7 protein-coding genes and 2 pseudogenes are annotated in these 15,539 nt (G+C 67.1%); all 9 read right to left on the bottom strand.

Features of this window, described 5'->3' with window-relative positions; genetic code table 11:
- Positions 1–3 precede the first annotated feature (3 nt).
- Positions 4–5,922: an SDR family NAD(P)-dependent oxidoreductase gene (locus tag ACZ4NB_RS31920; RefSeq protein ID WP_467666525.1), complete on the bottom strand. Its 5,919-nt coding sequence runs from the start codon at positions 5,920–5,922 to the stop codon at positions 4–6.
- Between the two features lie 9 nt (positions 5,923–5,931).
- Positions 5,932–7,542: a PfaD family polyunsaturated fatty acid/polyketide biosynthesis protein gene (locus ACZ4NB_RS31915; protein WP_467666561.1), complete on the bottom strand. Its 1,611-nt coding sequence runs from the start codon at positions 7,540–7,542 to the stop codon at positions 5,932–5,934.
- A 166-nt stretch (positions 7,543–7,708) separates the two neighbouring features.
- Positions 7,709–9,310: an acyl-CoA carboxylase subunit beta gene (locus ACZ4NB_RS31910; RefSeq protein WP_467666524.1), complete on the bottom strand. Its 1,602-nt coding sequence runs from the start codon at positions 9,308–9,310 to the stop codon at positions 7,709–7,711.
- 937 nt (positions 9,311–10,247) lie between these two features.
- Positions 10,248–11,703: pseudogene (locus tag ACZ4NB_RS31905) on the bottom strand (UvrD-helicase domain-containing protein).
- A 212-nt stretch (positions 11,704–11,915) separates the two neighbouring features.
- Positions 11,916–12,614: a DUF5655 domain-containing protein gene (locus tag ACZ4NB_RS31900; RefSeq protein ID WP_467666560.1), complete on the bottom strand. Its 699-nt coding sequence runs from the start codon at positions 12,612–12,614 to the stop codon at positions 11,916–11,918.
- A gap of 566 nt (positions 12,615–13,180) precedes the next feature.
- The gene (locus ACZ4NB_RS31895) at positions 13,181–13,663 is read right to left on the bottom strand and encodes a WapI family immunity protein (protein ID WP_467666523.1); all 483 of its coding nucleotides are present in this window, start codon (positions 13,661–13,663) and stop codon (positions 13,181–13,183) included.
- Between the two features lie 55 nt (positions 13,664–13,718).
- A complete protein-coding gene (locus ACZ4NB_RS31890; protein ID WP_467666559.1) occupies positions 13,719–14,087 on the bottom strand; it encodes an ISL3 family transposase in 369 nt (122 codons plus the stop codon).
- Positions 14,063–15,001: an ISL3 family transposase gene (locus ACZ4NB_RS31885; protein WP_467666522.1), complete on the bottom strand. Its 939-nt coding sequence runs from the start codon at positions 14,999–15,001 to the stop codon at positions 14,063–14,065. The genes ACZ4NB_RS31890 and ACZ4NB_RS31885 overlap by 25 nt, the downstream gene beginning before the upstream one ends.
- Positions 15,002–15,098: 97 nt before the next feature.
- Positions 15,099–15,344 (bottom strand): annotated as a pseudogene (locus tag ACZ4NB_RS31880) (transposase family protein); the annotation flags it as partial.
- Positions 15,345–15,539: the final 195 nt, after the last annotated feature.

Below are 15,539 nucleotides of genomic sequence, written 5' to 3'. Positions count from 1 at the left end.
AGTTCAGGCGGGGCGGGTGACGAGTTCGACGTCGAGCAGCTCGGCTGCCACGGCGCCGTCCGCGTCGATCAGCGCGATGTCGCATGTGGCAAGTGGGGCAGCGACGCGGCCGGCCCTCAGCACGGCATGCAGCGGACCGGACAGCGGTCCCGGCCGGTGTATCCGTACCTGTCCGACAGCCATCGGCAGCGTCGGCTCGCCGATCACTTCCTGCGCCCACAGCAGCGCCAGTTGCAGGCAGCCGTCGAGGGCGGCCGGGTCGAGCCGCCAGTGCTGGTCCGGCCAGTCCAGCTCGCGCAACCCCCGTACATCGGCCGTAGCACCGGTCATACCCACCCGTGCCTGGTCGCCCAGCACGTGAAAACGCGGTCCGTGGAAGAGCGGTTCACCGTCGTAGCAGACCTCCCGGGGAGCCAGCCCGGGAGATGCGGTCCAGGTCCCGGCAGCCGAGTCCGTTCCCGTACGGGCACGGAAGTGCACGTCCTCGCCGCAGCGCAGCTCCAGTGCGTCCTCTGTCGCCCGCAGTCGCAGCTGGTGGCCGTCAGCCTGCAGCTCGGGCAGCGGAAGGGCCTTGAGCACGCGGAACTCGGTCAGGGTGTCAGCCCCGGCGAGGCGGATGAGCCATTCCAGCGCGAATACGACGGGCAGCACCGGACGGCCGCCGACCTCGTGGTCGGCCAACTGAGACAGGCAACACGCGTCGACGTGGACCAGGCCCTCCGAGCGTCGGCCGGCCGCCGCGCCGAGTCCGCGCCCGGCTTCGATGACGACGCGGACCGGACCCGCCGTGGCAACCTCCTCGGCCAGCGCGCGTGCGCCTGCGTCCAGACTGATGGTGCGGATGCCGGCCTGGGCGAACCGCTCGGCGAGGTCCTCGTTGACCATGCCGCCTTCCCACGGGCCCCAGGCGACAGAACGCACAAGCGCCTGGGGGCGGCGCGCCTGCTCTGCGACGAGGGCATGGTCGAGAACCGTGTTGGCCATCGCGTAGTCGCTCTGTCCTGCATTGCCGAAAACCCCGGCGACAGAGGAGAACCCGAGCACCATGCTCAGCGGGTCGTTCTCTGTGGCTCTCAGCAGTGTGGCCAGGCCGAGCACCTTGGGCCCGAGCACCGCCCTGGCCTGCTGCTCGTCCTTGTCGGAGATCTTGCCGTCGGCGAGTACGCCCGCGCCGTGTACGAGAGCGGTCACCGGTCCCCAGTTGGCCCTCACCCATGCCAGTTCGGCCTCGACTGCGGACGTGTCCTGGATGTCCACGGCGGCGTAACGGACCTGTGCCCCGCACACGGTGATCCGGTCCAGGGTTCGGCGGATCTCTCGGGTCGCGAGGATCTGCTTGGCTTCCGAGATCGGAGCGGCGGCGCCCCGCTCGGCCAGCAGCCGTACCAGCTCCCGCTTGTCGGCAGCCCCGGAGAGGCCGGCGGGCTCCTCGGTAAGCTGTGTGCGACCCAGGAGCAGCAATTTCGGCTGGTAGGTCTCGGCCAGCTCGCAGACCGCTGCGGCGGTGATCCCCCGCCCGCCGCCGGTCACGACGACCACCGATTCGGGGCCCAGGCACGCCGGGGTCGGTTGCCTTTCGGCAGCATCGACACGCGGTACGAGCCTGGTGCCATCCGCCCTCAGGCCGACCTCGGGGTCACTGCCGCCGTTGAGCAGCTCGGACACCACTCGTGCAGCCGTCTCCTGCGGCGGCCGGCCCGCCGCGTCGCAGTCGATCGCCTTGACCGAGACCATTGGCCATTCGTGTGCGGCGGTCCGGGCGAGCCCGGCAAGTCCGGCCGTCCATGCCCGCTCCGGTGCCGCGCCGGTGAGACCGAAGTCACCGCCGGTGTCCTGAACGGTGACGAACAGCCGCGCCTGCGGCCCGGCGAGTGCCTTCGCCGCGGCGAGCGCCGCCACGTTCAGGTCCACCGCCGCCTGTGGTGACGAGGGCTGGGACAAGCCGAGGAACAACACCGCGGATGCGTCGTCCGGCACCTCCCTCGCGGCGACCGCACGCACTCCGGCCGTGGCTAACTCAGTTACCACGAACTCCGCCACACCAGTGTCGTCCTCGATGACGGCGACAAGGCCGTCACCCAGGCCATCGAGGGCGAGGCCAGGCGCGGGTGCGGCCTCGGCAATCAGCTCACTGCGCGTCAGAGATTCCGGCGCGGGCGAGTCAGCCAACTCGGGTGCTGGCGATAACTCCGAGACCTCTGTCCCCGCGTCAGACTCCGCTCCAGCAACACCCTCATACGCTTCGGTGATCTCCGCGATCGTACGCAGCCGGTGCAGCTCCACATCGACAGGGCCCAACTGCCCCGATACCGATGCGAAAATCTCCACCCGCTTGATCGAATCGATACCGAGATCAGCCTCAAGGCTCATCTCAGGCGTAATGATGTCCACGGGGTAACCCGTACGCTCCGCGACCGCCGCACAAATGACCGCCGCAACATCACCACCGGCGGAAGGCGAGTCGGCCAACTCGGGTGCTGCCGATAACTCCGAGACCTCTGTCCCCGCGTCAGACTCCGCTCCAGCAACACCCTCATACGCTTCGGTGATCTCCGCGATCGTACGCAGCCGATGCAGCTCCACATCGACAGGGCCCAACTGCCCCGATACCGACGCGAAAATCTCCACCCGCTTGATCGAATCGATACCGAGATCAGCCTCAAGGCTCATCTCAGGCGTAATGATGTCGACGGGGTAACCCGTACGCTCCGCGACCGCCGCACAAATGACCGCCGCAACATCACCACCGGCGGAAGGCGCATGCTCAGGCGGCGCCTCCGGCGCGGACTGGGTCACCCGTTCGGGACGCTCCGCAGGCTTCGGGCGTACCACCGGCTCGGGAGCGACAGCTGGTTCCGAAGTAATGGTCCCGGACAAGCCGTTGCGCGGTTCGTGCTGGCTGGTCTGCTCCAACGCCAGCTGAGCTGTAAGGACGGCCGGTGCATCCGCCGCTTGCACCGCATACTCGTCCGGAGACCGACCGAGCAGAGCGGCGAGCGAGGACTCGGCCACCCGGAGGAACTCCACGTGCGAGGTCGCGAGCTGGCGCTGGAACTCCGTGTGGACTTCGGCGGTCTGCCGCTGCACTTCCTGTGCGGCACGCAGGACAGCGTCCTGTCCCTGTACAGCCGGCACGCTCTCAGGCGCCGGCTCTGGGGCAGGCGCCGACTCTGAAGCGGCGGCCGCTGTCACGGGATGCGCCGGCTGCTCCAGGGGGTAGGGCTGGCGGTGGTTCTTACCGTTGATCTGCACAGTCGCCTTCCCGGTCGGTTGTTTCTCGGTAGGGGCAGGCCCTGCCAGGGCCGCCCCGTCGAACGGCACGCCCCGCACCGCCAGCTGAGCCAGCCCGTCGAGCAGCCCGCGTAGTCCCGTCCGCCCGGGCGGGTCGAGCGGGATGGCGGCCGCGTCGGTGACGGTCAACCGCACCAGCCCGCTGAGCCGTGCTCCGGAGCCGACCTCGATGAAGGTGCGTACGCCTGCCGAGCGCATCGCGAGGGTCATCTCCCGGAAGCGCACGGGCGCGGCCAGGTGCCGGGCTGCCCGGGCCGCGATGTCGGCGGGTTCAGCTGGATACGTTTCGGCGTCGGTGTTGGCGTAGACGGGCCGGGTCGGCGCCGAGATCTGGAGTTGTTCCAGGAATTCATGCAGTCCGTCGGCGGCGGGGGCGACCAGAGGGCTGTGGAAGGCGGTTGCCACACGCAGCGGTTTGGCCTGCAGGCCACGACCGGAGAAGCGTTTCTTCAGAGTGTCAAGCGCCTGCGCCGTGCCGGCGACGACCACCTGCTCGGGGGCGTTGTCGTTCACCAGCCAAGCGCGTACGTCCACCTCGGCGAGCGCGGCGGCAACCTCGGCATAGCCGGCCGGGATCGCCAGCATTCCGGCGGGTTCCGTCGCCGCATCCCGCATCAGCTCGCCTCGCCGACGTGCCAGCCGCAGTAGGTCGTCCGCGTCTAGTGTGCCGGCCGCGTGAAGTGCGACCAGTTCGCCGAAGCTGTGGCCCGCGAAACAGTCCGCATTAAGCCCCAGTTCATCCAGTATTGCGAGCATCGACAGGCTGTGCGCGGCGAGGGCGGGCTGTGCCCACTCCGCCTCCGCGAGCCGCTCCCGCTGCATGTCACTGATCGGCCCCGCCGGAGAGGCCACGGTGTGTAAGGGAACCTCGCCGAGTGTAAGCTCTGCAGCCCGGTCCCATACCTGCCGCGCGGCCCCGAACCAGCAGGCCAGGTCCGCGCCCATCCCGGGATACTGCGCACCCTGCCCGGGGAACAGGAATGCCACGCCACCAGGATCGGTGGGACCGCACGCGTACCAGCAGCCCTGTGGCAGGCCAAATGGCTGGTCGGGCTGCTGGTTGATCCGGTCCGCGGCGAGGGCTTTGAGCGGTGAGGGATCACCGTCGTGCACGAGGGATAGCCGAGCATGGTGCCGTGGATCGAAGCCGGTGTCAGCGCCCGACCGCAGCGCCCTCACCAGCTCACCGGGGGTCGGCGCGCTCAGCAGCGCAAGTTGCCACGGCCTGGGCACACCGCGGGCGGGCGAGGCATATTCCTCCAGTGTGACGTGGAAGTCGCTGCCTCCGAAGCCGAAACCGGATACCGACGCGCGCCGTGGATGGTCCCCAGCCCTGATCCATGGCCTGGTCTCTGTATTGAGGTAGAAGGGGCTGTCCGTCACCGCGAGCTCTGGGTGGGGCCGGTCCGCCTTGAGCGTCGGCGGCAGTACCCGGTGGTGCAGCGCCAGCGCGGTCTTCACCAAACTCGCCGCACCCGCAGCGTACTTGGTATGACCGATCTGCGACTTGACCGAGCCGAGTGCACACCATTGCCGGTCTGTGCGACCGGACTGGTCGAAGATCTCGCGCAGTGCGGCGAATTCGGCGGCGTCTCCAGCCTTCGTACCGGTGCCGTGCGCTTCGACGAGCTCGACTGTCTCTGGACCGTAACCCGCGCGCTCATAGGCCCTGCGCAGGGCGCGGACCTGGCCCTCGGGGCGCGGCGCGTAGATCGCGCCGCCGTGTCCGTCGGAAGAGCTGCCCACGCCGCGAACCACCGCATAGATCCGGTCATTGTCGCGTTCCGCGTCGGACAGCCGCTTGAGGACCACCATGGCCAGCCCCTCGCCGAGCACCGTGCCGTCGGCCGCCTCAGAGAACGGACGGCAATCGCCGGTCTTCGACAGCGCCGGGGTCTTTGAGAAGCACAGAAACATCGTCGGGTCGTTCATCGTGTCGACCCCACCAGTGAGCACGAGGTCCGACCGGCCGGTCTGCAGCTCGGTGACGGCTGCGTTGAGCGCAGCCAGTGAGCTAGCACAGGCAGCGTCGACGGTCAGATTGGTGCCGTGCAGGTCGAACCGGTTCGCGATCCGTCCAGCAACTACGTTGCTGAGCACGCCAGGGAAGGTGTCCTCCTGCCACGGCACGAACTGTTCGGCGATCGACTCGCAGATCTTGTGCGCGGTTTCGTCGTCGATGCCGTGGGTGCGCAAGGCGTTCAGCCACAGCGGCCGCTGGAGCCGCCCGGCCATGTGGTTCATCAGTTCCAGGGAGCCGCAGCCGAGCAGGACCCCGGCCCGTTCGCGGTTCGCGTCGGACAGTTTGGCCATGCCGTAGTCGGCGAGTGCCTGTTCTGCCACGACCAGGGCGAGCAGCTGCGTGGTGTCGATGGCGCTCAATGAGTGCGGTGGTATGCCGAAGGCGATCGGGTCAAAGTCGACATCTGGGATGAAGGCGCCACGTCGCGCGTACGTCCGGTCCGCGGCGGCCGGGTCGGGGTCGTGGTGGTCGGCGAGCAGCCAGCGGTCCGCCGGCACCTCAGTGATCAGATCCTTCCGTGCGAGTACGTTTGTCCAGAACGCGCCCGCGTCCGTCGCGCCGGGCACCACGGCGCCAATACCGACGATGGCGATGGGGGTGTCGGTCATCTCGCTTCCTTACGTCAACGGTCGTGGAGCGAAGCGGAACGCCGCCGCGGGTACCTGGACGCCGTAGCTGCGCAATTGCTGGGCCCGGGTCACCACGCTGGCTCCTTCCATCAGGTTTCGGGCGATCTGTACGACGGAGCAGCCATCGCTGCCGTCGAGGAACGAGCCCGCACGCCACTGGTTGAATGCGCCGATCGCGGGACCGCACCAGATCTGGAAATCGGAACGCCGCTCTGCGACGCCAGTGGTTGCCCAGCCTCCGGCCCGGCCCAGGTAGGACCGGAACACCAGCGCCATCCGGTGCTTCGGGTCACGCTCCGCCTTGGCCAGCTCACGCGGGTCACGCGCCGCCCAGAATTCGGTGGTGTCCGCCCAGACCTCATCGAGCGGCTGGCCGAAGACCTCGCGTTCGAGCTTGTTCCTCAGGCCGGCGGCGAGTTGGTCGAGCCCCTCGTGGTCACGGTAGGTCTGGTGCAGTAGGTCTGCACGCGAGGCGAACAACGTTCCCCGGCGGAGCACTTGTACCCGTACGCCCATCTCGAACATGTCGGCCGCCGGGGCCATGGTCACATCAGCCACGCCGGCGTCACTGAGCAGTTGTCGGGCGGCGGTGGAGGTGCCCGCCTCGGCGGCGATCTGGTTGATGGAGCCGGTGACGACGTAGTCTGCGCCCGCGGCGAACGCGGAAGCTACCGCGGTGGGGGTGCCGAGTCCTCCCGCCGCGCCGATCCGGATCGGGCGGTCGTATCCGAACTGCTGCACGGCCCGGTCCCGGAGTGCCTGCACCACTGGGAGAAGAGCGCCGAGCGGGCGGTTGTCGGTGTGGCCGCCACTGTCGGACTCCACGGTGATGTCCTCGGCCACCGGGATCCGCGCGGCCAACGCGGCCTCTTGCTCGGACAGTTCGCCGCGTTCGACCAGAGTGCGCACCAGTTCCGGCGGGCTGGGAGCAAGGAACCGCTCGGCCACCTCGGGCCGGGACAACTTGGCGATCACGCGACGGGGGCGGACCATGTTGCCCTGCGGGTCGAGCCTGATTCCGGCGACGGCGACGCGTACGGCAGCCGGTGTCAGGCCCAGGTAGGCAGAGAGCGACACGCAGGGTACGTCGCGTGCCACCAAGAGCCTGGCGGTGCGGTCCTCGGCGTCCGGCTCGGCGGGCGAATGTAGCAGGTTGACACCCCAGTTCCGCCGGCCGGCGAGACGCCTGCCGAGTTCCGTCACGGCGTGCTCGACATCCGTCGGGCCAAGGCCGCCCGCGCCAAACAGCGACAACATCTCCGCTTCGGCCATGGCTGCAACCATGTCCACGGAGGAGATGCCATGCGCCATCTCCCCTGCGATGTACGGGAAACGGACGCCGTGCGCCTCGGTGAAACTGCGGTTGCCCAGCCATTCCGGGTACAACGGTGGCAGCGTGCCGTGCCAACGCAGGTCACCGAGGCCGTCGTGCCGCACCTCACCGCCGGTGGCCACGCCGAGCGGGCCACCGTCCGACTGACTCACGATGTGCAAGTGCTCCCGGGCCCGCCGGGTTGCGGTGGCAATGCCCGCCGCGTCGAAAGCGACGGATCCCGCAGACCACCTCGCTGGTGTCTGTTGAGGCAGCAATGTGACGATGTTGGACAAGTACGCCTCCATGAGGTGAGCGAAGAGGGCTCGCCGCACACGGCGGGGCCGCACTGCATAGTCGGATGTGAGAGTCGGCGGCTCTTCGCGATCCGCGGCACACTTGTGTCCCGTCAGTCGCGGGAGCAGTGGCGCGCGAGCGGTCCGCCGGATGCGGCTATAGAGGGATGTTCCCGTGCCGCCGACGGGGTGGATCGGATTCGCGTTTGCTGAACAGTGCCCGAAGGGCCCTGGATACCTGGATCCGTGTCTCACTGGGCATGATGACCCCATCGATGTAGCCGCGTTCGGCTGCTGCGTATGGGTTCATGAGCTTCTGCTCGTACTCGGCGATGAGCTGCCGCCGCAGTTCCGGCGCGCTGTCCCCCGCTTCGGACAGCTGTTTGCGGTGCAGTACCTCCACCGCAGCGTCACCACCCATCACCGCGATTTGCGCCGTGGGCCAAGCGATGTTGATGTCCGCGCCGAGATGTTTGGATCCCATCACCGCGTAGGCTCCTCCGTACGCCTTGCGCAGCACGACAGTCAACAACGGGACGGTGGCCTCGGCGTAGGCGTGCAGAAGTTTGGCGCCACGGCGGATGATGCCATCGCGTTCCTGGCCGACGCCGGGCATGTACCCGGGCACGTCGACGAAGGTGAGGACGGGGATGTTGAATGCGTCGCAGAAACGCACGAACCTCGCCGCCTTCTCGCTGGCGTCGATGTCGAGCGTCCCCGCCCGGTGCATAGGCTGATTAGCCACCACGCCCACTGCATGCCCGTCCATCCTGGCTAGGCCGCAGATTATGTTGGGCGCGAATAGAGCGTGGACTTCAAGCAACTCACCATCATCCACCACCCGCGCAATGACCTCGCGCACGTCGTAGCCCTGCCGGGGGGAGTCAGGGATTATTGAATTGAGCACCAAGTCATCAGCGGTGACCTCAGGGTAGCCGGCGGGTTCCAGTGCCGGCGGTCGACTATAGCTATTCGAGGGGAGATATGACAGCAGGTTCTGGATCCAGTTCAGTGCATCCTTCTCATCCTCTGCAACGTAGTGGCAGTTCCCGGAGACGGCCGCGTTCTGCTGCGGGCCGCCCAATTCCTCTCTACTGACTGATTCTCCTGTGACCGAGCGGAGCACGTCGGGACCGGTGACGAACATATAGGAGGACCTGTCCACCATGACTACGAAATCCATCAGCGCGGGGGAATACACCGCGCCGCCCGCGCACGGGCCGGCAATCAACGCGATTTGCGGTACGACACCGGATGCCAGCGAGTTCCTGCGACCGAGCTCGGCGTAGTAGGCAAGGGAGGCTACGCCCTCCTGAATCCGCGCGCCGCCGGATTCGTTGATACTGATCACAGGGCAGCCGATTTTGGTTGCCTGATCCATAGCTTTGAGTATCTTGCGGCCGTGGGTCTCACCCATGCTTCCACCGAGCACAGTGAAGTCCTGGGAGATCACACAGACCTCGCGACCGTCGACCAGGCCGGTGCCGGTGATCACCCCGTCACCGTAAGGGCCTGGCCCGGAGGCCCCGTTACCGTGTCGTGCGAGCTGGTCGAACTCGTCGAAGGAGTCCGGATCCAGTAGATTTTCGATTCGTTCCCGAGCGCTGAGCTTTCCGGCAGCACGGCGTTTCTCCATGCTTCTCGCTGACCCGGCTTCCAATGCGGCTCTGGTCCGCGCTTCAAGGTCAGTCGATGCCAGTGCGGTTCGAGAGACCGCGCTTGATAAGTCAGGCATCCAAACAACTCCCCCGTCTTTCATACGAATTCTTCATAGTGCAGTGATCTACAGCGTCAGGTCAGCACACTGGACAGACATGGGCGAACCAAGCACTCCGAGTTGACTAACAAAAACTTCCCTTCAGCTCGGACGACTGCGCACTCTGGCGCACGTTTCCCGTTCACCTAGCCGAAAACCTGCCAGCAGGTCGAGAATGCGCGCATCGCGTCCTGATCACGGTGCCATGGAACTTGATGGCATGCACACGAGTCAAGGAACTTCGAGCTGCCCCGGCTCTCGGCGACTCGAATCAAGCCGCGCTTTCGTGCACCATGCGTAGTCGGCTCGGCAGATGGGACCGCCGCGACCAGCGGGGGCGCGCCCCTCGGCCATGCACATCACGACGGGGAGCGTCGATTTTCGGAAGGAAAACAAACCAGGCTGTCATGTTCGCCGTTACGAGGTGCGCGCTGCAGAGCAAGGAAGCGGGCGAGGCAGGAAGAGACCGGCCTGCACGACAGTGAGTAAAGTGAGATTAATGGTCTCGCCAAGCATTTCCCAGGACACCTACACCCCGGGAGGAACATCACACGGTTCTCCAAGACGTGGAGCTGTTCAAACGAGGTCGAACTCTGCCACTGGAAGAACCTGGGATCACATAAGCCAAGCGGGAGTTCATCAGCGGCAAGATGACCGCAGCCAGCCTTCAGCCCTGGACTCCATGCTGGCCCCGCACAGCCGCCAGCTTGAGGATCCGTCCGCGCGACAACCGGATGTTCACCCCCGACCCACCAGTCACGCAGACGGGTTGACTTCAGCATTGAGCGGCGTCTGGTACCCGCTCAAGGGCTCCCTCCTGGCTCATCCGCCACTGCGATGCCAAGGCCCGCCGCCCCATTCCTCCGAGCCTTTCGCCGATCGAGTTCCGGTGAAGACGAGCCGCATCTGGCATGCCAGTTGGGGGCCGCGATGCTGGGCGTCAAGAGTCCGGGGCAGCCGGGTTGGGAGGTCGGATTCCATCGGGGTGGTGGTCGATCCAGGCGAGGCCGCCGATGTCGAGGCGGGTGCGGGTTCGGGTGACGGCGACGTAGGCGAGGCGGGCTTCAGCGTCGTCGATCGGGTGAGGAATGGGGCGGCCGGAGTCGTCCTGCTGGTTGCTGTCGCGGGGCGGTATTCGCGGCCTTTGGCCTTGTGCGCGGTCGAGACAGTGATCTGTGCCTGGTCTTCGTGGGTGAGTTGGTTGACTGCGGCGAGGATGGCGTCCGTACCGTGTTGGTCGACGAGGTCGACCAGTGGCTGCAGGTCACGGCCTGCTGGGTCATGGCCGGCGTAGTCCTGCAGGTCCCCCCAGGAGGTGAACAGTACGAGTTCGGGATGGTTTGTGCGGCGGCCTTCCTTGAGGTCGCGGGCGGCCAGGGCCAGAGCGCGCAGGCTCTCCCCTCCCCCGACCAGGGCGACTCTGTAGTCGGCGGCCAGGAGTTGGACTACTTCGGTGATGGCTCCGACGTTGGTGCGGCACAGCACGGCATCGGGCTGTGCGACGAGGCCGAGTTCGGTGGGGACTTGAGGGCTGCCTTGCAGCCGGATCGGTGCGTCGGCGATCGCAAGCCAGCGGTTGGCTTCGTCGGCGAGGCGGGGGCCGAAGCGGAAGGATTTCGACAGGGCCAGGGCGGTGCCGTCGAATCCGGTCATGACGTCTTTGGCGCCTCGCCACTGGTAGATGGCCTGGGCGGAGTCGCCGACCATAACGAGCTGGGCGTGGCTGCGCTGGTTGTTGAAGATCTGCTCGACGACGGGGTTGGTGTCCTGGGCCTCGTCCAGGAGAAGGAAGTCGGCCGCGATTTTCGGATCTGTGAGGGACCAGATCTTGAGGTAGTGATCGTGCTCGAAACGAACCTTGCCGTCATCGGGGCCCTGAAGGTCGGCCCATGTTTTGCGGGCGAAGCGTGCAATGAACTGGGCCAGTTGGTTGTGCAGGGGCTGGTCCTCGAGGCCACGGAGGCGGGGGACGTGGCGGTGGGTGATCGTGGAGTCGGCGGAGTGGCAGAAGCGGGTGACGGTGCGCAGGACGGCGTTGGACAGGGTGCGTTGTGACATCTCGCGTTCGCCGATGCGGACGGGTTTGGTGACGCCCATGTCTTGCCGGTCTGCCAGGCGGGACGGCGGGGGGCGTTCAGGCGGCGGGTGTAGCGGTGGCCGATGACGGCGAAGGCCAGGGCGTGGGCGGTTTTGCAGGTGACGGTGGTGGGGAAGCGGGTGCTGGCGTCGCGGGCGATCGCCCGGTTGTAGGCGAAGTAGCGGCCGCGGCGTTTGGTTCCCTGGGCGAGCAGGGCGAGGGGGGTTGTCTTCCCTGTGCCGGCCCCGGCTTGGAGGGCGAGGTGATCACCAGCGTGAAAGTGGTCGGCAGCAGCAGTTTGTTCGTCGGTGGGATTCAGCACGTGGATTCCGTATGTGCGAGGTGGGACATCCGGGAGCATGGATTGTGGTCGTTGTGATGCGGCGCAGTCCGCCTTCGGTGGCGCGCGGCGTGCGGAGGAAAGGCCGGCCCACCTCCTGGGCCGGCCGATGGCGGTTAGGGGTGTCGTATCAATGCGCTACTGATCCAGGTCGTGTGACTGGTCGTAGACGCTGTGAACCGCCCCGGCAATCACGCCGCCGCGTAGCTCGCTCGGAAAAGATCCTGCGCCCGCTCCACGTCTCGCGGCGTACGCAGTTGCACCTCCAGATCACCCGTCCCGTGGTGACCGAGACCGGACACGTCACGGGTGAAACCCGGAACGAGGTCGACGTCCTGCGGGTCGACCTTCAGGTAGACCAGCAGCTTGCTGCGCTGCGGCAGGCAGAGGCAGGCGAAGTTCCGCAACCGCTGATACGCCCGGTACTGCTTGCGCTCGACGCGGTTCACGCCGTCCCCGAGCCCGAGCAGTGCCTCGTCGACAGCATCCGCCACCTCCACCATCGACGCGCCCTGGACGTCGGCCGCTCCCCGGGCAACCGCCTGGCGGCGCGCCCGACGTACTACCTGCATGCCGCCGCTCACAGACGCCACGGTCTCAAGGCCGAGCAGGTCGCTGCCGAAGAGTCGGTAGCGGACCAGATCGATCGACCGCCGGTGCTCGCGCACTGCATGCACGTCGTAGCGCGTGAAGTCGCCGGCGATACAGATCAGGCGAGGGCCGCTCCACAGGACCTGGGACGCGGCCGTCACCCCGAGCCGGTCGCGGACCACGTGCTCGAACTCGGCGCGATGGTCCATCAGCCATGCCAGGTAGAACAGGCCCTGGTTGATGACGCCGGCATCGACGCCGCGCTTGTACTCGACTTTACCGACTGCAGGAGCTCGGATACCGGCTCTGAACTGCGACGATTCATAGACTACATGTCCGTGACGGTGGATGAGTGCCGTTTGGTGTCGCTCATCCGAGTGACTGTCAGGGAGGCCGGGTGCGGCTGTCGGTTGGGGTGCCGGTCGAGGGCCGCCGCGTCTCCGGATGGATGGTGGTGCCTGGAGATCCGCGTTCTTGAGGCGACCGGCAGAGGAGTGTGCGTCCCTGCGGACTAGGTGCATGAGGTAGTGGCAGGAAATCGCTATCCGGGGCGGGGCGTGCTGTGGGCGAGGTCCTGGGTGGCGCGTTGTGCGGCGGCTACTTCCTCACCGGACGTAGCGCCGCCTCCAAGGCCCGCGTCCTGCGCCGGGGGACGAAAGTTGATTCGTCGCGCCGACTGGCGAGTTGGCTCACGATCCGATCCGGCACTATGTCGCGGCTCGTGAGCGGGGTGGCTGGCTGGTCTTCGGCAACGGAGAGCAGGTCGCCGTGGTGTCGGACCGGCTGCAGGAAGGGCGAACTGATGAGGATCTGCGAAATTGGCTGTGGCGGATATTTCGTGATGCCCGCTGTCACACGATGCTGGTCAGCGGGGCGGGAAGGACGCCAGAGCAAGATCCCACTGCTCAGCGGCGTGAAGCAGAGCATCCTTATCCACCCGTACCTCCACGGCGTACTGGTAAATGCCCGTGCTCTCGGCGCCCTGCTGCCATGGGGGTGCAGCCTCCAAGGACAGGTGAACGCGAATCACCGCCACGCCCTCGATTTGATCGGCGAGGCTGAAGGCGAGGACCGGCTCGACGAACCAGGTGTCCGGACACAACTCGCCTTCGGTGTCCCGACCGGTCGCGGGCACTGTGCCAGCGGCCACCGCGCGCAGCCAGGCGGTCACCTCACGGGCCTCGTCGGTCAGCAGACATGGGTCAGTGAACGACCAACTGCCCTCGTGAGTCGTCACCTTTCCACCGATGACCAGCCAGTTGTCGTCGTATGAGTCTCCCGGGGCGGCGGGGAACTGGTAGCGCAGAGGCCAGAGCTCGACGCTGCTCGCATGATCACTCAAAAGCACTGTCGCAGGATGTCACATGCAGCCTGATAACCCCAGGTCAGGAGACTGTCCCGGGTCATGGAGGCTGAGCGAGGACGAGGGTCCGCAGGAGCGCGAAGGAGGCCCGGACGTATGACCGGCGTTTGATCAGCTTGATGCGTGTGACCTGGCCTTCGACGGCGCCGGAGCTCCAGGGCAGGGTGAGGCCGTTGACAACAGCGTCCCAGTCGTTCTGGAGGAAAGCGGCGAAGCCCTGGACTGGTGAGGGGCCCTGGTCGAGAGCTCGGGTCATCCAGCTTGTGAGGTTCTGGCCTCGGCGTTCTCGGGCGATGGCGCTGAACTCGTGGGCAAGGTCGCGGGCGGTGGCCAGGTCCGGGCAGGCGTCCAGGATGCTGTCGAGCTGGTCGCGCTGGCTGTCGGTCAGGGTGTCGGGGTGGCGCATGATCCAGGTGGTGATCCGGCGTGGCTGGGAATCGGCCGTGCGGGTTCGGGGGTGGCGGTGCCGGCGCGGAGGGTAGCGATGTACTTGGTGACCACGACGCGGCTGCCGCGGTAGCCGCGTTCACGGATCTCCCGGAAGAGGGCGGAGGCGTTGGTCGCGCCGCCGCGGAAGCGGTGTTGCAGGTAGGGCTTGAAGCGGTTGATGTGGCCGTTGGGGCGGCGTTCGCGAGCCGAGGCGAGGATCTGGTCGAGGTCGGTGGTGAGATAGTGGCGGACGGTCTTGCGGTCCCGGCCCAGGCGGTCGGCGATTCGACTGACCGTCCAGCCGCGTTCGCGCAGTTGGTGGATCTCGCTGTGCCATTGGCGGACGCGGGCCAGGAGCTGGCCGTCCGGTGGGTCGCTCGGATCGGGTGGTCCGATCAGCGCGGCCAAGGACGCCGGGTCTGAAGGCTCCTGCGGCTGGTCCGTCTCGGCGTCTTTACGCAGGCAGACGCGGTGTTGGTGGGCGGTTCGTTCGACGGCGCGGGCCAGCGAGTGGAGCAAGTGCCACCTGTCTGCGACCTGGATCGCGTTGGGTGCCGCGCGGGCGGCGGCCTGGCTGAAGGTGCTTGACCGGTCCCGGCAGATGACCTCGATCTCGGGGTGGTCGGCGAGCCAGGAGATGACGGTGTCCGCGGTGCGGTCGGGCAGGAGGTCGATGGGCCGGCGTGTTTCGACGTCGATGAGGACGGTGCCGTAGGTGGCGCCCTTGCGGAACGCGAACTCGTCGATCCCTAGCACCCTGACCTGGGCGGACGCTGGGTCCGGAAGTCGCCAGAGTTCCCCGAGAATCACGTCCCGGCTCGTCCGCACCGGCAGGTAGCCGGCGAGCCGGGCACCGGCCCGGCCGCCGACGGCCAGCCCGATCGCCTGCACCATCCGGGCCAGGGCCGTCGTCCGACGTCCGGTACCGCGCGGTCAGGCTCGGCACCTGTTCCGCCATCGTCCGGCGGGAGCACAGGCCGTTGTCGCAGAAGAACCGGCGGACCCGCAGACGCAGCAACACCCGCCGACCGCCCAGCGGACGGTCGGCCAGGCGCCTCATGTACGTGCTGTGCACGCGTAAGGCGGTCACACCGCACGAGGGACATGCCCCCGCCGGCTGCCGAGCATGCAGATCAATCCGTACCGCATCCCCAACAACGCCCACCGCGTCGATGACCAGCCCCTCAACGTCAGGCCACACCAGATCCCAGAACTGTTCGTCCCCCACGAACACCATGCTGATGAAGGGACATTGCCGGGCACGACGGATGTTTGGAACTGGCCTTCACGAAATATCCGTCACAGCCGCGAAATTCCCCAGGCGCGATCGGGTTCCCCACTTGCTGACTAGGTCAACGGTGTGGGGAGGGTGGGGATCGGTAGAGCGTGCGTGGGCCCCGCCGACCTCCGGTCGGCGGGGCTCGATGGTTGA

It is taken from the genome of Streptomyces sp. NPDC026575 (assembly GCF_055567415.1).
The sequence above is the reverse complement of the archived record's forward strand: the minus strand, read 5'-3'. Positions and strand labels throughout refer to the sequence as shown.